A 22,599-nucleotide genomic window follows, 5' to 3' on the forward strand; every position below is an offset into this window, starting at 1 on the left:
GATGCACCTTGCCCATCGCTTGCAATTTTTATGTAAACCACGTTAAGGTTTTGGCATTATAATAAAATAGATTTTGCCAAATATAAGTGGTTGCAATTCTGCTTCACCTATTATTTATTGTGCTTCATCGAGGGCTTTGTTGATACCTTGCACAATTTTGTCATTACGGCGAATATCGCGCACGGTCAAATGCGGTACGCCGACAAACCAACCCAGCGCGGTGTATTGGTGGTCAAGGATAAATTGCTTGACTTCTGGGCTGCGGATGCCTGGCCAGCCTTCGACCACATCAAAAATGATATCCATCATATCGGGGATTTTGGTTGCAAAGTCATTGATGTATGCATCCCAATCGCCGTCGTACGCGGTGCAGAACAACAAGCGCGTGTCGTTGTCGATCAACACAAAGCGCATATCGTGCAGCGTACCAACGACCGTTGCCCCTGCCAAATCGCCTTTGGTGATCTCCAAAATACGGCGCAAACGCTCGGCACCGCCTTCTTTGAGTTTGCCGATAACGGTCAATTCTGACACTTTACCTGAGCGCAAGCCTTTTTTACCTGCTGAGGTCATGCTGTGGTCATAGCCGTCTGAGCCGCCTTCTTTGACCTGTGCGACCATCAATTGACGCACCAAGTCTAGGTCTTCAAGTTTGTATTTGAATTTGCTGGCCAATGAATCATTTGATTTATCACTGCTGTGGTTTTGCGCTTGGTCTTGTGTTTGGTTGTCAGTTGGACGGTTTGCTGTATCTGTCATGTGATTTGCCCTTATGGTTAGTGGAAAATTAATAACGCCAATAAGCATATGTTATTAAATATTTTTTATCTTTAATTTAACAAAATAATGCTTATAGCAAGCGATTTGCTTGGCTAAAATCTAGTTTATGCCTTTGTATGATATGAAAGCAAGTATAACCCTTGCCTATATTGTGGTATTGAGTAAGCAAATTTAATGGTTTTGTAAAACTTATCGATTTATCAAAAAAAGTAAATTTTTGTTTATACTTAAGTTGAGAATTTAGCCCTAAATATTTGAAAAATAGCCGATTTTTGTTATATCTTAAATTAAGCTTAAGCCAATGATAAAAATTAGCTACTTAAATTTGACCATAAAAAAACGAGTAGTTGTGTATTTTTGATCTCTTATGGATGCCATACGGGCAATGATATTTATTTTTAAGCGTCAAGTGGTGTCGCTTTGGTGGATAGCAGTACTTGTCAATATATATATTATTTGACAGACTAAAAACAAATTTAACTATATCGTTTTTATCATGCCAAAAAACAATCCTTACACCGACAACAGCTTTCATGCGTCTGATTTAAAGACTATTTTGCACTCCAAACGTGCCAATATCTACTATCTACAGTACTGTAGGGTCATGCAAAAAGATGGCAGAATTTTGTACCTGACCGAAGCTGAAAAAGAAAACCTATACTACAACATCCCGATTGCCAATACGACCTGTATCCTGCTGGGTACGGGAACATCGATTACCCAAGCTGCCATGCGGATGCTGTCGCAGGCAGGGGTATTGGTCGGTTTTTGTGGCGGTGGTGGTACACCCTTGTTTATGGCAACTGAAATCGAATGGCTGACACCACAATCTGAATATCGACCGACTGCGTACGTGCAAGGCTGGCTGTCGTGGTGGTGGGATGATGCCAAACGTTTGCAAGCTGCCAAACGGATCCAACTGGCGCGAGTTGCATTTTTACAAAATATCTGGAGTCGAGACAAAGACTTTAAACAAACAGGGTTTGACAGCAAAGACAATTTGGTGGCTAATTTAATCGAACGCTATACCACTGATATCCCAAAGCAAACTGAAGTCATGCACCTGTTACAGCTCGAGGCACGTATGACCAAAGAATTGTATAAACTGGCGTCCATCAATACCGATAACGTAGGTTTTAGCCGTGAACATGAAGGGATTGATAAAGCCAATAGCTTTTTAAACCATGGCAATTATTTGGCGTATGGGTTAGGGGCGACAACCGCTTGGGTACTTGGCATTCCGCATGGCTTCGCGGTCATGCACGGCAAAACACGGCGTGGGGCGTTGGTGTTTGATATTGCCGATATCGTCAAAGATGCCATTGTTTTGCCGCTGGCGTTTATCTGTGCTAAGGACAATGCCAGTGAGCAGGAATTTCGCCAAGAATGTTTGAACTATTTTACCACTTACAATGCATTGGATGTCATGTTTGATACGGTAAAGCACTTGGCATTACAGAAGGATTGGGAAAAGTTATAAGCTTATAAAATTCAATTGAATGGAAAATTTGTCTTATGCTAGTCACGTTTATCTGTCAATGTGAAAAAAAGGCGTTAAATCGCACCCGCCGTATCTTGGACGCTTTTGCCAATCGCATCGGCGATAACGTTTGGCAAACCGCAATTACCGAAGACGGCTTAGACACGGTCAAAAAATTATTACGCCAATCTGCCACCAAATCCACAGCCGTCAGTTGCCATCGCGTGCGGTCACGGCAACGGACGGAATTGGTTTGGGTGGTGGGTAATCGAAAAAAATTTGATGAACAAGGTATGGTGGCGGTGAATCGAACTCAAAAAGACGTTAGCCAATGGCAAGATAATAAAGGTTGGCAAAACCTTGAATTAGTCGCAATTGCTTCTGCGATTGCAGGGTTGTTCCATGATTTTGGCAAAGCCAATGCTTTATTCCAAGCCAAATTACGCCCACAAAAACCCAAAGACAGTAAAAATTATGAACCTTATCGTCACGAATGGGTATCTCTCAAACTATTTAAGGCATTTGTCTTTGAAAAACCTTTAGAGGCATGGCTTGACTTATTATCCAATCCTAGTCAAATTGATATTAGTCAAATCCTTGATCGAACAGCCGATATTGCTTTTCGCAACAATCTAAATAATAACACGCCAATAGCCTTTAATGGTCTTGATGATTTTACCAAGTTAGTTGCTTGGCTGATTGTGTCGCATCATCGGCTATTGGTTTATCCCTATTTTATCAAGCAACAGCCTAACCTCACCGCTATTTCGGCATGGATAGATGACTGCGATATCAAATGGAATTCGCCCAACTTTATCAAGTCAGAATGGACAGATGAACAAATGGCAATCAATTGGCAGTTTCCTGACGGTTTGCCTTTTCAAAGCCAAACGTGGCAGAAAAAAGCCAAAGAAATTGCCCAAATAGCCAAAAAATCATTGGTATCGTTAAAAGGCTTCGTGTGGCAAGACGATATTCTGACCCAACATTTAGCCCGTTTAATGCTGATGAAAGCTGACCATTATTATTCTAGTCAAGAAGCTCATACTTACTTTCAGGATAAAACCTACCAAGCTTATGCCAATACCGATAACGACTATCAATTAAAACAAAAACTTGATGAACATAATATCATGGTGGGACACCATGCCTACCATTTTAGCCATTCGTTACCCAAGTTTTTGGATGAACTTCCTAAACTTGAGTATAACCGAATATTAGAAAGGGGACTGGATAATGCTAACTCTGATTTGAGCCAATGGCAAAACAGAGCTGTGCTACTGTGCCAAAAAATTAACCAAACAAGCAACGATAACGGATTTTTTGGCATCAATATGGCATCGACAGGTAAAGGCAAGACTTTTGCTAATGCCCGTATTATGTATGCTTTAGCCAATACTGACATCGGCTGTCGCTTTAGTGTGGCACTTGGATTACGCACACTGACAACCCAGACAGGGCAAGCCTTACAAAAAAATCTGCATTTAGAGTCCGATGATATTGCGACATTAATCGGTTCAAAGGCAATTTTAAAACTACTCAATACTAATAATATTGAATACGCTGACAGCAAACTGCTACAAGACCAACAGCAACTTTTAGAAGACTTAGAACGCACCGCTCTTGCCTTGCGTGGGAGCGAAAGCTTAGTAATGGACGACGACTTTAATATTGAGTTTGATGACGATATTGAAATTCCAAAAGAAAGTTTGCTAAAAAAATGGTTTGAAAAAGAACCCAAATACCAAAAACTGTTATATGCCCCAATTTTGGTGAGTACCATTGACTATCTGATGCCTGCCACCGAAGGTGTACGGGGCGGTCGCCAAATTGCACCGATGTTACGTTTGTTAAGCGGTGATTTGGTACTCGATGAACCCGATGAGTTTGGGTTAAATGATTTGCCTGCGTTAGCACGTTTGGTGAATTGGGCAGGTCTGCTAGGATCAAAAGTCTTGCTATCAAGTGCCACCATCCCCCCTGCCATGGCAGAGGCATTATTTGAGGCGTATACGGCAGGACGGCAAATTTATCAACGCATCATGCTTGGGCAAAAAATACCCACACCCATTACCTGTGCATGGTTTGATGAATTTTCGGCGAAGTCACAAGATATTGTTTTAGCCGAAAAAAATGCGTTTACCAAAGCCCATAAGCAATTTGTTGATAAACGTATCGAGAAATTAAGCCAAGACGAAACAATATTACGCAAAGCCAAAGTTGTGGCGATTGTGCCGCTCAATACCGCCTTAGATAGTTTAAGCTATACCATTTATCAAACGCTGTTTGAAGCTCATCAATCACATTATCAAACCGATGGCAAGCATTGTATTTCGCTAGGTGTGGTACGATTCGCCAATATCAATCCATTGGTGGCTGTGGCAGAGCAGCTGATTGCCAAAGATAATCCTGATGACTACTGTATTCACTATTGTGTCTATCATAGCCAGTTTACCTTAGCCGCTCGTTCAGCCATAGAAGAGCGATTAGATAGATTGCTAAATCGCAAACAAGCCGAAAGTATTTGGCAGCAGCCTGAAGTGCGCTGTGCTATCGATAAAAATCCATCTGCCAAACATCATATTTTTGTGGTATTGGCGACATCGGTATGTGAAGTGGGTCGTGACCACGATTATGATTGGGCGATTGCCGAGCCAAGTTCCATGCGGTCTTTGATTCAGCTAGCAGGTCGATTACAACGCCACCGTAAACAGCCTATCACGACTGAAAATTTATTTATATTGGATAAAAATTTTAAAACATTAAAAGGTTTGAAAACTGTCTATGAAAAGCCAGGATTTGAAACTGAAAAATATCATCTTAAAGATGATAAGGCTGTTTCAAATGTATTAGATTTAAAGCAATATCAGCATATTAGTGCTATTCCCAGTATTCAATTGATTAAACCAACGCTACCCCCGTACACCAATTTGGTTAATTTGGAGCAAAGTAGCTATTGGTATCGCCTGATGGGGCTTGGCAGCGAGATTAACAATGCCAAATTGTGGTGGAACAGCCCCATTACTTGGGCGGGAGAACTGCAACGCCAACAGCCATTTCGGTTATCCTCACCTGACATGACATTGATTCTTGCCCCAAACTCGCAGGATAAATTGGTGTGGAAAATTCGAGACGACAGCAATTATCGTGAACCAAAGCTGTTAGAAAGCAATTTTATTCGCCCTAGTGCTGATATCATCTTGGGAAAAAATAGCTTTGAATGGTTTGATAACAATGCGTTAAATCGCTACCAAATGATAGCCGAAAGGCTTAATATCGAACTGTATAAAGTGCCATATATATATGGTGAGGTCAATGTGCCTTATTATCATAAATCCGACACGCAATTTTATTATCATCCGTTTTTGGGTGTTTTTTCAGAAATTAAAGAAAACTGGAGTATTCGATGACAATAGATGTTAATGATGTTCATTCTGTCATGTTGGCATTTTTTTTAGATAGGAAAATTGAAAAATCTGAAATGATTTCTTGGTTTAATTCTCAACTTGAAAATACAAGTAAAGTTATTCCCGAGGTTAGTCATGTTGCTAGATTAACTCATTCAAGTTCAAAAGCAATTAGTATTCTTGATAGCGTTAATAGCGATAACTACCCTTATTTGATTACGACTAAAAATGTTAATTCTGAATATTTAGATGCGTCTTATAAAGACGCAAAATTTCAAACCCTATCCAAGTTTTTAACGTTATCTGTAAAAAATTCTAATAAAAAATTAGGAACACTCTTAGCAGAGAATCCTGATTTCTTTTCATTAATAACGAATGATGAAAAATTAAGAAAGGTATGGAGTGACCAAGTAAAAATAGCTTATCAGCATATTCCAATTTCGCATACTCTAGCTAAACAAGTCTATATTTATATTGGAGATGGTAACTATCATTTAGTTTCCCCTATGCTATCTAGTACATTAGCTCATGAAATTTTTAAAGAAATTGAAAAAAGAAATGATTTAAATAAGTTGATAGAACAGGCTAGAGATAAAAATGAGTGGAGTGAAGTACCTTATATAAGGTATCCCAATACAGCTAGATTAAGAGTAACGGGTGGTAATAAAATTGTAGATATAATTAAAGCAGCGAGCAATGTTTCAATATTAAATATAGATAGAAGAGGCTCTTTATTATTATTTTCTGCTTTACCCCCTAAATGGGAAACCAATCCAAACCCACCGACCAGTATAAAACAACTATTACAACTTGGCTATTCAGGCAGATTGTTTTCGCAAGTTGAATATTTAATTAAAGTGTTTAAAGAAAACAAACTTTTTATCAATCATGAACGCAAATTATTGTTGAAAGAATTGATTGAGGATATCGTGTATAAGATTTTTGATGAAATTATGCTGATACGCCATAGCCAGCCAAGCGGTTGGACAGAAAATCTCTCAATGCCGATGTATTTACGACTTTTACTTGACCCAAAAATTCTGCATACTCAGCAATTTTCTCAACCAGAAATCACCGCTTTTTTTGATGAATTCAAACTTGAGATTGCTAAATGGATAAGTCTAGGTATTAATGATGAAATCCGCACGAAGTCACTAGAAAGTTTGTGGCTAAAAATCATATCACCGATGATGCAAGAATTTTATCAAACTCTAAAGGCGGAATAAAAATGACAGAATATATTATTTTGGAGCGAATAAAAGTAGAAAATGCCAACTGTATTGCAGGGTTTACTTATGGCTTTCCTGCAATAACGGCTTTTTTAGGCTTTGAACATTTATTATCCCGTCAATTTAGCGAAAAATTTGGCATTGAGTTTGAGGGTTGTGCCGTGTTTTGTCATGATTATCAGCTTGGCACATACAAGGATTTTTATACCCGTTTCATTCAAAGTCGCAATCCACCTTCGACACTCAAAGGCAAAAGTAGCGATGCCAAGAGCCCTGCACCCATCATTGAAGAAGGCAAAATGGACATGACGGTGTCCGTGTTACTGCGTTGTCGTCAGCCGCTTTCTACCAATGCTGATACCATAGCAAGCTATACCAACACATTAAAAGATTGGGTATATCAAGCAAGATTGGCAGGCGGTAGCATTAAGTCATTTAAGTCGATTGAGATTATAAGCGATGATATTCGAGCTTTAAAATCTAAGTTATTGCCCTGCTTTGTGTTGCTAGATGCAACAGCGTTATTGAAACAGCATTATCAAGACAACCAGCAATCTGCAACAGAAAAATCAGTTTTAGACATTTGGACAGATTTTTTTGCCTTTAAAGAATTTGCCAAACCAAGCACCGATGACAATGGACAATCGAAAAGCGACTTGGGAACGCTATGTGCCACCGAATAAAAAAGGTTGGATAGTCCCATTGATGATAGGTTACAAGGCAATCAGCCCACTATATGACCCAAATACAGTCGAAAATTTGCGTGATACCCGTTATCCGTTTCGTTTCGTCGAGGCAGTGCATGGACTTGGCGAGTGGCGTAGCTTGCACCGCATTGCCGATATTTCTGATGTAATTTGGCAATATCAGATTGAAGACAACTGGTATCTGTGCCGACAGTTATCCAAACAAGATAACCTTTCAACAACTTTATCCAATCAAACCCCAATCAATCAAAATTCAACGTCAGAGATAGACGAGTATTTTGGTGATGTTTTCGATGAAATTTAACTTTAAACCACGTTTTAATCACAAGGAGTAGTAACATGGCAAAATCACCCAAAGTCAAAACCGAAGCCCCTGTACCAAGCGTACTTGCCTTCAGCCGTAAGATTGAACCGTCAGACGGCTTGATGCAAGCCGGTCTATGGGAAAATATTAACGACAAACACGCATGGCAAAATATTGAATTACATGATAAGCGTAACCGTGCGACCAAAAGTCAGTATGGTGTCGCTGATGACGAAAAAATCCAACCCAATATCGTGTGGGGCGATGATGCCAGTATTCCACATGAATTAGACACGCTAAAGGTCACGTTTACGGTAAAATTTTTAGGGAATATTGATAAGGCAACCGCCAATAATCGCCCATAATTTATGGAAAAATTGCAACAAGCCTACAACGATTATCAGGAAACAATTGGCTTGTTACCACTTGCCAAACGCTACACCCAAAACCTTGCCAACGCCCGTTTTTTATGGCGTAATCGTGTCGGTGCGGAGCAAATTTTGGTCAAAATCACCGATAGCGAAAATCCTGAAAAAACTTGGCAATTTAACAGTGATGACAATATCTCATTACAAAATTTTGACCAAGACAACGCTAAAATCAATGAACTGGCAAGCCATATCGCAGACAGTTTCACCACAGGCAAATATTTGTTGTTGAAAGTCGAAGGCTTTGCCAAAGTTGGGGCAGGTCAGCGGATTTTTCCTTCGCAAGAAATGCGAGATAAGGATAAAGATAATAAGTCAAAGTTTTTGTACGAAATCAAAACCCCAACAGGCTTATGTGCAGGGCTACACTCAGAAAAAATCGGTAATGCGATACGCACGATTGATACATGGTACGACAGTGAGCTAGAAAGTGGGATTAAACCTGCGATTGCGATAGAACCCTATGGCTCAGTCCCAACACAAGGGCAGGCCTATCGCACTAGCAAAAAAGACTTGTATTCTTTGATGGTTAAATTCATTAACAATGAAGAAATGCCTGATGAAGAAAAGCATTTTGTGGTTGCTAATTTAATTCGAGGTGGTGTATTTGGTGGGAATGACTGATGAAATATTATCAAGAAATCACCTTGTTGCCCAATGAAGAAATTTCACCTTATTTTTTGTGGAGCAAAGTCTACACCCAGCTGCATATTGCACTGGCCGATGTCAAAAACCAGCACGGTATAGACGGTATCGGGATCAGCTTTCCCAACTACAAATATGAAGAAAAAGACGGCAAAACCTTCGCCACGCTTGGCAATAAATTACGCATTTTTGCCCATACCGCCGATGCGCTGGAAAAACTGGCGTTGCCTGTGTGGTTGGCGCGGCTGGTCGATTATGTGCATTTGTCGTCCATCAAAGAAGTGGGTGATAAAGCGACTGGCAATGTCGTGGTCAGACGTTATCGTTATAAGGATTTTGACAAAAAAGTGACAGCATTTGCCCAATTTAAAGGTATTAGCCAAAAAGCGGCGTTAGCGCATTGCCGAACGCATAAACGCCCTATCAAACGCTATCCGTTTATTACCTTAAAAAGTGAAACCAATCACTCTGATTTTAAATTATCGATTTGGCAGGAGGCAACTCAACACCCCAAAACAGGGGGATTTAATACGTATGGAATCAATAATCAGTCCAATAACGTGACTGTTCCGCATTGGTAATCAACAAAGCAAGCAAAAATAAGGGTGAATAACCCTTATTTTTTACTCTATAAAAAAATGTTTAAATTTCAATAATTTATGGCAGGGTGGAATCGGTAGGGTAAAAAAGGGTTTTTTACTTGGTAAGCCTTGTTATGACTGGCTTTTTTGCGTTATAATTCTACTTTACCGCCGCATAGGCGGCTTAGAAAAGTTGCATATGCCATACACTCAGATTTTGGTACTTTACCGCCGCATAGGCGGCTTAGAAAAGGTCTATCATGCCATCGCACCCACGCGCACGCTTTACCGCCGCATAGGCGGCTTAGAAATACTAATATGGGATAAGGGCAATGTTACACCCCTTTACCGCCGCATAGGCGGCTTAGAAAAATCTCACCAATGATAAAGGCGGCTAACATCGCTTTACCGCCGCATAGGCGGCTTAGAAATTTTGCTGTGGTGGTCTTGAGTTTGTCGCGCACTTTACCGCCGCATAGGCGGCTTAGAAAACCGCCAAAATGAACATAACGCAGACATTATGCTTTACCGCCGCATAGGCGGCTTAGAAAATTTGAGTAGCTAAATAACGTTCTATACCATAATTCACCGCCACGTAGGCGGCTTAGAAATAGTACCTTATTGCTGGCTTTAAGTGCTTTATTTAAGTGGTTGCTAGGTTTTTACCATTGGCATTGAATATCACAACCGCACGATCAAACATCGAGTAAGGCAAGCAATTAGGCAAAATTGTAACTTCTCCAAAAACTGGAAAATCACTTTACAGTCTTTGCGTTAGCATTTTTTTACATTGATAACGGCTGTGTTTGATGTCGGCATGGTTTTAAAAGCACCACAAAAAAGACGGCTCGTTGCCTAACCGTTTTTTAAAAAAAATTATTCGTATCACCAAAGCTATTTAGCGCGGCTTATTGCGGCGTAGATGGTTACTGCGTCGCGCTTTGAGCGGTTTTTGCTGCTGGCGTTCTTGCCGACGTTTGGCAATGCCATACAACCCTGTGCCTTGACGTGGGCGCAGACCGACTAAGTTTGCCAAGCGGTCAATCTCGCTGCGGTCAAGCTCTAGATATCGCCCTGTGCGCAGCTCGCGCGGTAGGCTAACGGTACCATAGCGCGTACGCAATAGACGGCTGACTTTAAGCCCTTGTGATTCAAACAGACGGCGTACCTCGCGGTTGCGCCCTTCTTTGAGCTGTACTTGGTACCACTTATTGATACCATCGCCACCTTTTTCAACCAAGCTATCAAACTGCGCCATGCCATCGTCAAGCTCCACGCCTGTCGTTAAATGACGCGCAATGTCGGGCGTAACTTCACCCAGCACGCGCACGGCATATTCGCGCTCGATTTGGTTAGACGGGTGCATCAAACGGTGCGCAAGCTCGCCATCATTGGTAAACAGCAATAAGCCTGTCGAGTTGATATCCAACCGCCCAACCATTACCCAACGGTCATTGGTCAAAGGCGGCAAACGCTCAAACACCGTGGGACGACCCTCGGGGTCATGTGCTGAGCAAATTTCACCCTCAGGCTTGTAATACATCAGTACACGGCGGCGTTTTTCTTGCTCCGCGCTGTAGCGCAGCAGCCGCCCATCGACGCGGATTTCATCGCCTGTTTTGACGCGATCACCGATACTGGCGATTTGCCCGTTTACACTGACGCGCCCTTCGCGGATGACCTCTTCCATCTGACGGCGTGAGCCCAAGCCGAGTCGCGCCAATGCCTTGTGCAATTTTTCGTCCGTCATGGCAAGCTCCTGTCATCCGCGGCGTGTGCCCAAAGCGCGCAACCGCGCTATAACGCCTATCAAACCGCGTATTTTAAGGCAAATAGCCTAAAAAGGCTAGCTAAAAAACTGCCAGATATTACGTGTGGTTAGCGTGTTGATAAGTTTGCGGCTTGAGGCTATTCTGTCGCATCGCCAAATGCCTCTAACGGCAACAATGGTGGTAAGTCATCAAGACTTGCCAAGCCAAATGCTGCCAAAAATTCAGCTGTGGTATGGAGCAGGGCAGGGCGACCAAGTGTGTCTTTGTGGCCACGTTCAACGATCCAACCTTTGTCAAATAACTGGCGCAAAATCGTGCTTGACACCGTCACACCGCGCACCTGCTCGATATCGCCACGGGTGACAGGCTGGCGGTAAGCGATGACGCTCAACGTCTCAAGCACCGCTTGGCTGAGCGTTTCGCGACGTTCAGGAAATGCACGGCGAATCAAGGGGCTAAATTCATTGGCAATTTGTAGCCGATAGCCTGTGGCAGTGTGTGCAAGCGTCAATGCGCCTTGTGCTAAACGTTGTTGCAAAACGATCAATGCCCTGTCAAGTTCAGTTGGGCTAATTTGCAACAAGTGGCATAACTGTTTGGCAGACAAAGCGGTTTCAGATGCGTGTAATATCGCCTCAAGTGCTTTGCTATGAGTTTGGGCGGTTTGGTGTTGTTGGTTAAAGTCGGTCATTGGTTGGATTAAGATCTATGGGTAACGTTGTATCTCTCAACAAGTCTACTGTTTGTGGTCTATCGCTGAATGCTGGTTGTTTTTTAAGGCGGTAATATTTGTCTAGCAAGGGGATAGGCGTTTTTCCTCAGCATAGCTATTTTTTTTAAAAAATATTATGTTGTAAATAAACATGATCTGATAGCGTCAATTTCACCCATATCACTTGCAAGCATCACGCCGCCCAAACCAACGTTAATTGGTCAATATTGGTTCTACTGTTTTCATCAATCGAAAAATCAATTACACGCTGTTTGGCAAGCTCCAACACAGCGACAAAACTCACCACCACGCCAAGCCGACCTTGGCGTTTATCCAACACCTCACAAAACAGTGCGCGTTGCTGACTGCGCAAAAACTGGCGAATACTGCGCATGCGTTCGGCTAGGCGCACGCGATCGGCGCGAATGTGATGGGTATGGATTTGATAGTCAGGGCGCGTCTGCATGGCACGTAAGCTAGCCGCTAGCCAGTCGGCAGGGTAGGGCTGTTGCAGGTCGGCAGCGGCTTGGGCAAGGCTGTCGCCATCGGGTAGGCTGGCATACGCCAAAAACACGTCACGCTCTAAGCGTAACAAGCTGTCTAAACGCTCGCTGGCGTGTTTGATTTGCGCGTAATGCGCCAAGCGGTCTAGCAGGGTTTTGGTTGGGCTGACCTCGTCTTGTACGGGGGCAGGCGCAGGTAGCAGCAGCTCAGATTTGATCGCAATCAGCGTGCTTGCCATGAGCAAGTAATCGCCTGCCAGCTCAAAGTACGCGTCATCTAATTGTTTGATGTAATCAAGGTATTGCGCGGTGATCGGTAGCAGCGCGGTACGGGTGATATCAAAGTTATTTTTCTTGACCAAATACAGCAAAAAATCCAGTGGTCCCTCAAACTGCTCAAGCCAAATGGCAAACGCAGCAGGTGGAATGTACAAATCCTCGGGCAGCGATTGTACAGGCGTTTGGTACAGTCGGATCGTAAAATCATCCATTGTCATAAATGTCAATGATTAACGCGATTGAAATAACAGATGTCAATTTGTTGGGTAGCGGTTACTTGTCCTTGTGGGCTTATTTTAATTTTGCCAATGGCTTGATCCCCACGGCTTTGCGCACCTTTTCCATGCGCTTGCGGCTTTCGCGCCGTGCCTTGTCCGCGCCCTGTTGGAGGATTTGCTCAAGTTCTTTGGGGTTTGCCATCAGCGCGTTATAACGCTGGCGAAACGGTGCGATTTCGGCATTGATTTTATCAAATAACGCCTCTTTTGCCTCACCCCAACCGATACCTTGCTCAAAACGCGCACGCATGGCGGCTTGCTCAGCTGGTGTGCTAAAGGCTTTATAAATCTCAAAAATCGTTGATTCGTCGGGATTTTTGGGTTCTTCGGGCAGTTGTGAGTTGGTCACAATGCGCATGATGGCTTTTTTGAGTGCCCTTTCGCCATCGACTTGCGGATTGTCACCAAATAGCGGAATGGTGTTGCCGTAGCTTTTTGACATTTTGCGGCCATCAAGCCCTGTTAGCAGCGGTGTGTCTTCATCGACCAAGGCTTCAGGCAGCACAAACAACGGTTTGTCGGCAGCGCAATAACGAAAATTAAACGTACCTGCGATGTCACGCGCCATCTCGATGTGCTGAATTTGGTCTTTGCCAACAGGCACGTGGGTGGCGTTAAACATCAAAATATCCGCCGCCATTAGCACAGGATAGCCAAATAAGCCCATACTGATGCCAAAATCGGGATCGGTGTCGGGCGTGGCAAGATTGGCATCCACCGCTGCCTTGTAAGCATGGGCGCGGTTCATCAAGCCTTTGGCGCAGTTGCAGCTGAGCACCCATGACAGCTCTGGGATTTCGGCAATATCCGATTGGCGATAAAATACCACGCGCTCGGGGTCAAGCCCGCAGGCAAGCCACGTTGCCGCAATGGCTTTGGTTGAGGCGTGCACCGCGTCGGGGTCGTGGCATTTAATCAAGGCATGCAAATCCGCCAAGAAAAAGTACGCATCGTGCGTGCTGTTGGCAATTGAAGCAATCGCAGGGCGAATTGCGCCGACATAGTTGCCTAAATGCGGAATGCCTGAGGTGGTGATACCTGTCAAAATGCGTGTGGGTTGTTGGGCGGCTGCTGGGTTGGTGCTTTGAGGTGCGGTCATGGTTGGTCTTACTGGTTAAGTGGTTTAAAAATTAAGTGCTTTAAAAATAGTCAAATAAAACTGGCAGTATAACAAAATTTGGCGCGGTATTCCTATGGACTTTAGCCCAATACATGGGGTGTGTATTATTTGGCGTAATATTTGGTGCCATCAGGTTGGGTCTTAAAGCGGCGGTGAAACCACATGTATTGTGTTGGATCGATAAGCATAAGCTGTTCAAGCAAGGCATTGATTCGCGCCGCATCGGCTGTTTCATTCTGACTGGGGTAATCGCTAAGCGGTGGGCTAAGCGTCAGCTGATAATGCGGACGCGGTACGTTTGGCGCGGTCGTGCGATAAGCATGGAACATAAAAAACACGGGCGGTTTTTGCTTATTACCTAAACGAGCAAGGCGGCGTTGTGCGGTAATTGTTGCGGCAGGTACCCCAAAAAACGGTGCCATCACGCCTTGTGTAAGCCCAAAATCTTGATCGGGTGAGTACCACACCGCGCGCCCATCTTTAAGACTTTGCGCCAGCGCGCGCATATCGCGGTGGCTAATTTGGCGGCGGTAAATGTGGGTACGGGCGTTAAAAATAAACCAATCCAATAAGGCGTTGTTTTGTGGACGATAAATGACATCAATCGGTAACACATGGCTCATCAGCAAACCACCTAAGTCAAGCAACGTGTAGTGCGCACCCAGCAAAATCACCGCATGCCCGTTATGTTGCGCTTTGAGTACCGCATCCGCGCCTGTCACATCCCAGCAGCCATCAAACACGTGTGGACGAAACCATGCGCATAGGCTCTCAAACACACCGACACCTGCCTGAATAAACACCCGCTTGGCAAGCTGCGCATGCTCAGAGGCGGATTTTTCGGGAAAAATCAACGCCATATTAATCAGCGTATCACGGCGGCGGCGTGCAATACCGTGATACAGCACCACGCCCAACGTGCGCCCCAACCAAAACTGTACACGCAGCGGCAGCCACACCCACGGCAACACGCACGCCATCAGCAGCCAAATCCCCCAGTATTGCGGCAACAAAAACCGCCAACTAAACGGCAGCCGCGTTTGTGAGGTCGGGTGGGTAGAAGCAGGTGAAAAAATCATACAAACAACGGCTCAACGAACGGTAAAAGTGGTAATATTTTATAAAAAAATGTTGGTATTTATAAAAAAAATTCCACTAGGTTTACCACAAAACTTGTGTTACAATTCAGACAAAATATGACACTTACAGGACGTTTAGTAAGTATCGTCTAGGTTTTTGTTACAAAAATGCTGAGATAAAATCAGTGATTGGTAAGTATATTTGCGCTGATTTTAGGTTAATTTACCATCATGGCATGTTTTATCAATCTACGTCAAGGATAGACGTTTGTACTGCCGACACCGTGGGTCGCTGCGGTCTATCCGATGACGGATAATGTTTACAAGGGACTGTGTATGGCGACTCATTCTCTCAATACTGCAACTATTCCCCCAAAAAACCACACGCCCAAACGCGGGCTAGGTTCACATCTATTGTGGCTAGTCATCGCTGTGATTGGTGCGTTTGCCATTGGTACGCTGGCATTGCACCGCGGCGAAACCATCAGCGCGATCTGGCTGGTGGTTGCAGCGGTGTGTGTGTATAGCATTGCGTATCGTTATTACAGTTTGTTTATTGCCGAGCGCGTATTTGAGCTTAATCCGCGCCGTGTGACCCCTGCCCACAGGCTAAAAGATGGGCTTGATTATGTACCGACCAATAAACAGGTATTGTTTGGTCACCATTTTGCCGCAATCGCAGGCGCAGGGCCGCTGGTGGGGCCGATTTTGGCAGCGCAAATGGGCTATTTGCCCGGCACGTTGTGGCTACTGGTGGGCGTGGTGTTTGCAGGCGCAGTGCAGGATTTTTTGGTGCTGTTTATCTCAACACGCCGCGATGGCAAGTCGCTGGGTGAGATGGCAAAAGATGAGCTTGGCAGCTTTGCAGGTATCACGGTCATGCTTGGCGCATTGGGCGTGATGGTGATTATTCTTGCTGTGCTGTCGTTGGTGGTTGTTAAGGCGTTGGCGCATAGCCCATGGGGTCTGTTTACCATTGCCATGACCATTCCGATCGCGCTGTTTATGGGCGTGTATATGCGTTATTTGCGTCCTGGTCGCATCATGGAGGTGTCAATCATCGGTTTTGTGCTGATGATGGCGGCGATTGTGTTTGGTGGCAAAATCGCAGAAAACCCGTTTTGGGCAGAGGTGTTTACCCTATCGGGTGTGCAGCTCACGTGGTTGCTGATGGCGTATGGTGTGGTCGCGTCGGTGTTGCCTGTGTGGTTGCTGCTCGCGCCGCGTGATTATCTTTCAACTTTTTTAAAAATCGGTGTGATTGCAGGGTTGGCGTTGGCAATCGTGTTCACCATGCCGCAGCTACAAATGCCTGCTTTGACCCAATTCATCGATGGCACAGGGCCAGTATTTAAAGGCGCGTTGTTTCCGTTTTTGTTTATTACCATCGCCTGTGGAGCGATTTCAGGTTTTCACGCGTTGGTCTCAAGCGGTACCACGCCTAAATTGATTGATAATGAAGCCGACACGCGCGCGATTGGTTATGGCGGCATGTTGATGGAGTCATTCGTCGGTATCATGGCGTTGATTTGTGCGTGTGTGCTGGAGCCTGGTGTATATTTTGCCATCAATTCGCCTGCCGCGTTCTTGGGCACAACCCCCGAAGCCGCCGCCGCTGCTATTGCCAATTTGGGCTTTGTGGTCACCCCAGACGCGCTCAATACCTTAGCGCAGCAAGTGGGTGAAACGTCAGTGATTTCGCGCACAGGCGGCGCACCAACGTTTGCCATTGGTATGGCGCATATTTTGTCATTGATTTTTAATAACCCTGCGATGATGGGCTTTTGGTACCATTTTGCGATTTTGTTTGAGGCGTTGTTTATTTTGACAGCCGTCGATGCAGGCACGCGCTCATGCCGTTTTATGGTGCAAGACACCTTGGGCTTGGTCGCCCCTGTGTTCAAAACGCATAATGCAGTGACCAATTTTATCGCCACGCTTATTGCGGTCGGCAGTTGGGGGTTTTTTGTTTATCAAGGGGTGGTTGATCCGCTCGGTGGTATCAATTCATTATGGCCATTGTTCGGTATTGGCAATCAGCTGCTGGCTGCGATGGCGCTGACGCTTGGCACGGTGGTGCTGTTTAAAATGAAAAAACAACGCTATGCGTGGCTGACGGTATTGCCGATGATTTTTTTGGTCATCACTTGTATGACGGCAGGTTGGCAAAAGATTTTCCACAGTAACCCTGCTATTGGCTTTTTGGCGCAAGCGGATAAATACAAAGCTGCGATCGCCGCAGGTGAGGTGCTCAAACCTGCCAAGGATCTGGCAGAAATGCAAACCATCGTGCTATCCAACCAAATCAACGCCGTACTGTGTGGGTTTTTTATGACGGTATTGGTGGTGATGATTTTGGCATCAATCCGCAGTGTGCAACGCGCATTGGCAAGTCCTGTGCCTACCGTGGTTGAGGGCGAAGCAGTGTACGCTGATCCTGTACCATTATCGGTAAAGGCCGCGCATTGATGGTCAACAGACGACAACAAAAACACAGAATCAAAAGGTTAGCACAATGAAAAATCCATTGGCTGATAACAGCAAAATCTTGTTGGTTAATATGGTCAAAATGACCGTGCAGGCGCAAAAACAGCTGCTATTAACCCCCAAAAACTTGGCACGTATCGCGCTGTTGGTCAAGCGGCTGCAGCAAAGTTTTCGCTTGATGGTTGGCGTGCCTGATTACGCCACCTACCTTGAGCACATGCGCACGCACCATCCCGACCTTGAGGCGATGGATGAAAAGACGTTTTTTCGCTACTGTGTGGACGCGCGTTATCCCAGCAGTGGCGGCAATATGAAGCGTTGCCCGTGCTAATCGGTTGATTGGTTGATATTTGATATTATGGCGTTGCTAAAACAAAAAAGACGGTTGATGCCGTCTTTTTCGGTTATTTATTTTGCCAAAAAGGCTTAATTTGTCGCCAACAAATCGCTATACAATGCCGCATTATCATGATCAAAGCAGACAAAGATAATCTTACGCAAGGTGGTTTGTGGATGCTGCGTCAGCCACTCACGCACTGCTGCAAGCGCGACCTGTGCCGCCTGCGGTTTGGGGTAGCCGTACACGCCTGTTGAAATGTTTGGCAAGGCGATACTGGTCACGCCATGCGCTGTCGCCAATGCCAATGACTCACGATAGCAGCTTGCTAGCAATGCCGCCTCATCGTGTGTGCCGCCATGCCACACAGGGCCGACAGTATGAATGACGTAATCGGCAGATAAATTGCCTGCATGGGTGATGACCGCTTGCCCCGTGGGGCAGCCGCCTTGCTGCGCGCGGATAGCTTGGCATGCTGCTAACAGGGTTCTGCCTGCTTTGCGGTGGATTGCGCCATCGACACCACCGCCGCCCAACAGGCTGCTGTTGGCGGCATTGACAATCGCGTCCACGTGTAGCGCGGTGATATCACCTGTGATGACCGCTAAATTGGTGTGGTTGATAGTGGTTTGTGCCAGTGGTTGGGACAGTACATGGTGCATGGTGGTTGCCTTATTTTAATTTTAATAAAAGTATTACTTAATAAAAATTAGTCGTCTTTTTGTGCCATCAATGCTTTGGCTTCATTCAAATCGCTTTCAAACAGACTTTCAAGCTCTGCCGTTGCCGATTGTGCCGATTCGATCAATTTGGCTTCATCGTCATAAATCGCCTGTTGCTGCTCAATCAATTCATCGTCATAATCGCGGAACATACGCACACTTTTACGTGCAAATTCCTTGCTAAAACCAAGTACCTCTAGCGATTCGCGCGACATATCCAACGCCGACAGATAGGTTTCACGCCAAATGTATTTGACCCCAACCTCACGCAAGCGATAATAATGCTGGCGGTTGATGGCGCGTGCCAAAATCGTCACCTCAGGGTAAGTGCGCACGACATAATCTGCCACAGTGACCGAATGCTCAATGTCACCAATCGCCAAAATAAACAGCCGTGCCTTGCCCAGCCCTGCCGCGCGTAGGGTATCGGGGTTGCGTGGATCGCCATAAAACACACTGTTACCAAATTTGCGTACAAAATCGACTTGGTTGGCAGATTTTTCAATCGCGGTAAATTCGATATTGTGCATCCGCAGCACCCGTCCGATGATTTGTCCCATACGCCCAAAACCTGCCAACACCACAGGATGGGCATGGTCGGGGATGGTATCATAATCGCGGGCAGGCGCGCGCTTGGCAAAATACGCCTCACCCACGCGACCCCACAGCCAAAACGCCAGCGGCGTAAGCGCCATCGATACCGTGACGATCAAATCCAGCGTCGATTGTTGTTGGTGATTGAGCAAATGCTGCCCACGTGCCACACTAAACAGCACAAACGCAAATTCACCGCCTTGCGCCAAGGTCACCCCAAGGCGTAGGCTGTTGTCCCAGCGGTTGCCCAATGCGCGTGCAATCACGCTTAGCACGGCAAATTTGACGACAATCAGCCCTAGCGCCGCGCCGATAATCAATAGTGGCTTGGCAACAATCAGCTTGACATCGGTCAGCATACCCACAGAAATAAAAAACAGCCCAAGCAGCAAGCCCTTAAACGGCTCAATACTCGATTCAATCTCATGCCGATACGCTGAATCCGCCAACAGCACGCCCGTCAAAAAAGCGCCCAACGCCATCGACAGCCCGATGTAATCCATCAGCAGCGACACACCCAGCACGATAAACAACGCCACCGCCGTCAAAAGCTCAGTGGCGTGGCTGTTGGCAACAAATTTAAAAAACGGGCGCACCACATAGCGACTGGCAAACACCAAACCTGCAAAAATGCTGATCACCTTGGCAAAGTATTCCCAATCATAATGCTGCTGCTCTTGCACGCCCGACAAAAACGGCAACGCAGCCAGCAGCGGAATCACCGCGATATCTTGAAACAGCAAAATCGTAAACGCTTGCTGCCCGTGGGTGGTGGATAGTTGGCGGCGTTCGGTCAAAAGCTGCAACACAAATGCCGTCGAGGACAACGCCAATCCAAAACCGATGACAAAACTCTGCGCCCATGCCAAACCAAACACCACATGCACCAATGCCATCAGCACTGCGCCTGTGACTGTCATTTGCAGACCGCCCATGACAAAAATCAACTGCCGCAACGCCCACAGCCGTGATGGTTGCAGCTCAAGCCCAATCAAAAATAGCAGCAACACCACACCAAATTCAGAAAAATGCAGCAAATGGTTGGGGTTGTTCACCACATGCAGCCCACTAGGTCCAAGCAATAAACCTGTCAGCAGGTAGCCCAACACCGTGGCGATGCCAAAGCGTTTGCCAAGCGGCACCAAAATCAGTGTCGCGCCCAACAAAATACAGACTTCTAACAACAGGCTATTTGTGGTAGCGGCGGCAAACATCGGCGTTATTCCTGATCATACAAAATAATTGAATCTTTAAAGCTTAACAAACACCCGCCACACGCCGTTGTCGGCAATCGGATTTTGGTAGGCATCATTGCGTTTTTTGCGTGGTGTTTGGCGGCTATCGACCAATTTCATATCAGGCAAGGCATGAATGATAAGCCCCGTGCGATAAAAGCGCACCCGCTCAGGCTCAAGCAATTCGCCTTTGGTATTTTTGCAAAACACATACGCGCGCAAATCAATGAATTCTCGGTGCGCCACCAGTCGCGCATCGGCGGATTTTGCCAGCGCGTGCGTCATGCGCTCAACTTGTGCCTCATCAAACGCGCCGCATTTATCCACCAATGCGCCTACCGCGCCGAAGTTTTTGGATTCTTTGGCACGGGTTTTGGTCAGATGCAGCTTGGCAACGTGATAAATAAACTGCGGAATCTCAAGGCTAGCTGGCAGTGGTAGATAGTCGGGCGGCAACCCTGCCGAGGGGTAAAACTGCTTAGCGCGCGCAAGTAGCGGCTGCCAGTCGTGCTGATAAGCTTGCACGCTTGCCAAATTGCCTGCATAAATCGGTAAATCTTGGATTTGCGTGAGCGTAGGTGGTGGAAAAAAATCCGCGCGAAACTGCGCGATATCGGCTTGTAAGGTCGAAAGCAATGCCTTGACGTGTTTTTTTTGCGTTTTGGCATCCAGCGTGCTTGCCTGTGATGGATCAAGCTCAAGCTGATTATACTGCTCGAGGCTTAACTGGTGAAAATCAGGCACAACAAACGGGGCAGAACGGTGTGACATACGGGCTCTTTTTTTATTACTATAAATTGGACAACAATCAATCGGCTGTTTGCCATTGTCACACATTTTTGCATGGCTGCAAACGATTATCTTAAGGTGATGCGCTTGCTCACAAGCCATGATAGCAACACAAACAGGCTTATGGTATAGTGACATTTTGCCCAAAATCCTAAGCCATATCATCGCCCGATGTCTGAATCTGCCACTACCCCAGCCATTGCGTCTGCACCGCCCGATACGTCCGCGCCTGTCAGCGTGGGCTTTACGCGTCAGCCGCCCACACTTGCCGAGTTGTCAGCGCGGCGGCTGCGCCTATTTCGTCAGCAAGAACAGGCGGTGCAAGCGTTTTATCAGCAGCTGAGCCAGCGTTATGTTGGCGATCATGGCAATCGCGTGCCGCTGTTTTATGTCACCGCGCACTGTGCACAGTTTGCTGAGTGGGGCAAATTCCAGACTTTGCGCCACCTTGATGTACGCGGTATTGCCGACACTGACGCGCTACAAACCTTGTTTGATCATCTGCACATTGTTGATGATTTGTTGCTTCAAGTCGTGCGCCGCTTACCGCCACAGCGTCCGTTGGGTTGGCAAATCACCAGTCACGCGCCAAACGCGCTCAATGTGCCGACATCTGCGCCCGTGCGCCAATTACCACGTCGCGGCATCGAGCAAAGCGCCGCCGCTACGGTGCTGCAATTTTTGGGCGTGGCGTGTTTTAGCCAAGACAAAACCTATTTTATTGGGCATGTGGCAGGCTATTTGTTTTGCTGCTATTATTTTGCCCATTTGGGCGTGCACTATGCCGCAACAGCGCTCAAAGAACCGATTGCCAACGATTACCCATACCAGTGGGTTGAAGTTGCTGAGTTGGTACGACTGTTGCAAGCGTTTGACCCGTTGCTTAAAGCTCAGGTCTATCAACTGGCGGTGTATTGCGCACAAATCAGCGAATACGCGCTCAGCAAGCAAATTGAAAAACTGCTGATCGGTGAAGTCAATAGCTTTGATAAGTTGCCGCTGCGTCACGCGCTTGCCGAGCAGGTACAATATGACCAAACGCTGATTGAGCCATTATTTACGCCACTAAAAAGTATGCGCTAAAGACTGTAAATTTTTTGATAATCAGCGATTTTTTAACTAAACTGCCAA

At 45.7% G+C, this 22,599-nt stretch carries 18 protein-coding genes, 1 pseudogene and 1 CRISPR repeat array; of the genes and pseudogenes, 10 read left to right on the top strand and 9 right to left on the bottom strand.

The features are described from left to right. Positions 1-114: 114 nt before the first annotated feature. Positions 115-759: a hypothetical protein gene (locus MA2_RS02270; RefSeq protein ID WP_245945327.1), complete on the bottom strand. Its 645-nt coding sequence runs from the start codon at positions 757-759 to the stop codon at positions 115-117. Positions 760-1,276: 517 nt separating this feature from the next. Between MA2_RS02270 and cas1f the strand changes: the two genes are divergently transcribed. The 7 genes and pseudogenes from cas1f to cas6f all read left to right on the top strand — a co-directional run bounded on the left by cas1f (position 1,277) and on the right by cas6f (position 9,561). Beyond that, entirely contained in the window at positions 1,277-2,260 is a 984-nt protein-coding gene (gene cas1f, locus MA2_RS02275; protein WP_067055873.1) for a type I-F CRISPR-associated endonuclease Cas1f, read from the top strand. 35 nt (positions 2,261-2,295) lie between these two features. Next, positions 2,296-5,670: a type I-F CRISPR-associated helicase Cas3f gene (cas3f, locus tag MA2_RS02280; RefSeq protein ID WP_067055876.1), complete on the top strand. Its 3,375-nt coding sequence runs from the start codon at positions 2,296-2,298 to the stop codon at positions 5,668-5,670. After that, positions 5,667-6,893 (top strand): type I-F CRISPR-associated protein Csy1, encoded by a 1,227-nt coding sequence (locus MA2_RS02285; RefSeq protein WP_067055879.1) that lies wholly within the window; start codon positions 5,667-5,669, stop codon positions 6,891-6,893. Before cas3f ends, MA2_RS02285 begins: the two co-directional genes overlap by 4 nt. Before the next feature lie 2 nt (positions 6,894-6,895). After that, positions 6,896-7,579: a type I-F CRISPR-associated protein Csy2 gene (gene csy2 / locus MA2_RS02290; protein ID WP_067055882.1), complete on the top strand. Its 684-nt coding sequence runs from the start codon at positions 6,896-6,898 to the stop codon at positions 7,577-7,579. Then, positions 7,533-7,907, top strand: a complete 375-nt coding sequence (locus MA2_RS11395; protein WP_245945326.1) for a type I-F CRISPR-associated protein Csy2 — start codon at positions 7,533-7,535, stop codon at positions 7,905-7,907. Before csy2 ends, MA2_RS11395 begins: the two co-directional genes overlap by 47 nt. Positions 7,908-7,942: 35 nt before the next feature. Further along, positions 7,943-8,959: pseudogene (gene csy3, locus MA2_RS02300) on the top strand (type I-F CRISPR-associated protein Csy3). Next, on the top strand, positions 8,959-9,561 hold the full coding sequence (gene cas6f / locus MA2_RS02305; RefSeq protein ID WP_067055888.1) for a type I-F CRISPR-associated endoribonuclease Cas6/Csy4: 603 nt from the start codon (positions 8,959-8,961) through the stop codon (positions 9,559-9,561). The pseudogene csy3 and the gene cas6f overlap by 1 nt, the downstream one beginning before the upstream one ends. Positions 9,562-9,724: 163 nt before the next feature. Continuing rightward, positions 9,725-10,172: direct repeats of the CRISPR family, unit length 28 nt; unit sequence CTTTACCGCCGCATAGGCGGCTTAGAAA. A gap of 287 nt (positions 10,173-10,459) precedes the next feature. Here cas6f and rluB read toward each other — a convergent pair. The 5 genes from rluB to MA2_RS02330 all read right to left on the bottom strand — a co-directional run bounded on the left by rluB (position 10,460) and on the right by MA2_RS02330 (position 15,304). Further along, positions 10,460-11,311, bottom strand: coding sequence for a 23S rRNA pseudouridine(2605) synthase RluB (gene rluB / locus MA2_RS02310; RefSeq protein WP_067055891.1), 852 nt, complete (start codon positions 11,309-11,311; stop codon positions 10,460-10,462). A 158-nt stretch (positions 11,312-11,469) separates the two neighbouring features. Further along, on the bottom strand, positions 11,470-12,024 hold the full coding sequence (scpB, locus tag MA2_RS02315; RefSeq protein WP_067055894.1) for an SMC-Scp complex subunit ScpB: 555 nt from the start codon (positions 12,022-12,024) through the stop codon (positions 11,470-11,472). Between the two features lie 214 nt (positions 12,025-12,238). Then, a complete protein-coding gene (locus tag MA2_RS02320) occupies positions 12,239-13,039 on the bottom strand; it encodes a segregation and condensation protein A (RefSeq protein WP_067055897.1) in 801 nt (266 codons plus the stop codon). 79 nt (positions 13,040-13,118) lie between these two features. Next, entirely contained in the window at positions 13,119-14,204 is a 1,086-nt protein-coding gene (gene trpS / locus MA2_RS02325) for a tryptophan--tRNA ligase (protein ID WP_067055900.1), read from the bottom strand. Between the two features lie 125 nt (positions 14,205-14,329). Beyond that, entirely contained in the window at positions 14,330-15,304 is a 975-nt protein-coding gene (locus tag MA2_RS02330) for an LpxL/LpxP family acyltransferase (RefSeq protein WP_067055901.1), read from the bottom strand. Between the two features lie 336 nt (positions 15,305-15,640). Here MA2_RS02330 and MA2_RS02335 point away from each other — a divergent pair, with 336 nt between their 5' ends. Together MA2_RS02335 and MA2_RS02340 are read left to right on the top strand one after the other, a co-directional pair. Beyond that, complete coding sequence (locus MA2_RS02335) at positions 15,641-17,773, top strand: carbon starvation CstA family protein (RefSeq protein WP_079352058.1); 2,133 nt, start codon at positions 15,641-15,643, stop codon at positions 17,771-17,773. A gap of 46 nt (positions 17,774-17,819) precedes the next feature. After that, entirely contained in the window at positions 17,820-18,122 is a 303-nt protein-coding gene (locus tag MA2_RS02340; protein WP_067055903.1) for a YbdD/YjiX family protein, read from the top strand. Between the two features lie 95 nt (positions 18,123-18,217). On the opposite strand, the gene MA2_RS02345 is transcribed toward MA2_RS02340, so the two are convergent. The 3 genes from MA2_RS02345 to MA2_RS02355 are packed head-to-tail and all read right to left on the bottom strand — an operon-like array spanning position 18,218 to position 21,450. Further along, a complete protein-coding gene (locus tag MA2_RS02345) occupies positions 18,218-18,790 on the bottom strand; it encodes an O-acetyl-ADP-ribose deacetylase (protein ID WP_067055904.1) in 573 nt (190 codons plus the stop codon). A 47-nt stretch (positions 18,791-18,837) separates the two neighbouring features. Beyond that, on the bottom strand, positions 18,838-20,658 hold the full coding sequence (locus MA2_RS02350; RefSeq protein WP_067055905.1) for a monovalent cation:proton antiporter-2 (CPA2) family protein: 1,821 nt from the start codon (positions 20,656-20,658) through the stop codon (positions 18,838-18,840). 36 nt (positions 20,659-20,694) lie between these two features. Next, positions 20,695-21,450 (bottom strand): hypothetical protein, encoded by a 756-nt coding sequence (locus MA2_RS02355; protein WP_079352062.1) that lies wholly within the window; start codon positions 21,448-21,450, stop codon positions 20,695-20,697. Positions 21,451-21,639: 189 nt separating this feature from the next. Between MA2_RS02355 and MA2_RS02360 the strand changes: the two genes are divergently transcribed. Continuing rightward, positions 21,640-22,551: a hypothetical protein gene (locus tag MA2_RS02360; protein ID WP_067055908.1), complete on the top strand. Its 912-nt coding sequence runs from the start codon at positions 21,640-21,642 to the stop codon at positions 22,549-22,551. Positions 22,552-22,599: the final 48 nt, after the last annotated feature.

The organism is Moraxella atlantae NBRC 14588 (assembly GCF_001591265.1).
Taxonomy (GTDB): Bacteria; Pseudomonadota; Gammaproteobacteria; order Pseudomonadales; family Moraxellaceae; genus Faucicola; species Faucicola atlantae.

What these genes read in the sequence shown, in the direction of transcription:
- csy2 (WP_067055882.1), top strand. Translation starts at nt 6,896, where the DNA reads ATGACAGAATATATTATTTTGGAGCGAATAAAAGTAGAAAATGCCAAC.
- trpS (WP_067055900.1), bottom strand. Translation starts at nt 14,204, where the DNA reads ATGACCGCACCTCAAAGCACCAACCCAGCAGCCGCCCAACAACCCACA.
- MA2_RS02320 (WP_067055897.1), bottom strand. Translation starts at nt 13,039, where the DNA reads ATGGATGATTTTACGATCCGACTGTACCAAACGCCTGTACAATCGCTG.
- scpB (WP_067055894.1), bottom strand. Translation starts at nt 12,024, where the DNA reads ATGACCGACTTTAACCAACAACACCAAACCGCCCAAACTCATAGCAAA.
- MA2_RS02270 (WP_245945327.1), bottom strand. Translation starts at nt 759, where the DNA reads ATGACAGATACAGCAAACCGTCCAACTGACAACCAAACACAAGACCAA.
- cas3f (WP_067055876.1), top strand. Translation starts at nt 2,296, where the DNA reads ATGCTAGTCACGTTTATCTGTCAATGTGAAAAAAAGGCGTTAAATCGC.
- MA2_RS02355 (WP_079352062.1), bottom strand. Translation starts at nt 21,450, where the DNA reads ATGTCACACCGTTCTGCCCCGTTTGTTGTGCCTGATTTTCACCAGTTA.
- MA2_RS02285 (WP_067055879.1), top strand. Translation starts at nt 5,667, where the DNA reads ATGACAATAGATGTTAATGATGTTCATTCTGTCATGTTGGCATTTTTT.
- MA2_RS02345 (WP_067055904.1), bottom strand. Translation starts at nt 18,790, where the DNA reads ATGCACCATGTACTGTCCCAACCACTGGCACAAACCACTATCAACCAC.
- cas6f (WP_067055888.1), top strand. Translation starts at nt 8,959, where the DNA reads ATGAAATATTATCAAGAAATCACCTTGTTGCCCAATGAAGAAATTTCA.
- MA2_RS02340 (WP_067055903.1), top strand. Translation starts at nt 17,820, where the DNA reads ATGAAAAATCCATTGGCTGATAACAGCAAAATCTTGTTGGTTAATATG.
- MA2_RS02360 (WP_067055908.1), top strand. Translation starts at nt 21,640, where the DNA reads ATGTCTGAATCTGCCACTACCCCAGCCATTGCGTCTGCACCGCCCGAT.
- MA2_RS02330 (WP_067055901.1), bottom strand. Translation starts at nt 15,304, where the DNA reads ATGATTTTTTCACCTGCTTCTACCCACCCGACCTCACAAACGCGGCTG.
- cas1f (WP_067055873.1), top strand. Translation starts at nt 1,277, where the DNA reads ATGCCAAAAAACAATCCTTACACCGACAACAGCTTTCATGCGTCTGAT.
- MA2_RS11395 (WP_245945326.1), top strand. Translation starts at nt 7,533, where the DNA reads ATGGACAATCGAAAAGCGACTTGGGAACGCTATGTGCCACCGAATAAA.
- MA2_RS02350 (WP_067055905.1), bottom strand. Translation starts at nt 20,658, where the DNA reads ATGTTTGCCGCCGCTACCACAAATAGCCTGTTGTTAGAAGTCTGTATT.
- MA2_RS02335 (WP_079352058.1), top strand. Translation starts at nt 15,641, where the DNA reads ATGGCGACTCATTCTCTCAATACTGCAACTATTCCCCCAAAAAACCAC.
- rluB (WP_067055891.1), bottom strand. Translation starts at nt 11,311, where the DNA reads ATGACGGACGAAAAATTGCACAAGGCATTGGCGCGACTCGGCTTGGGC.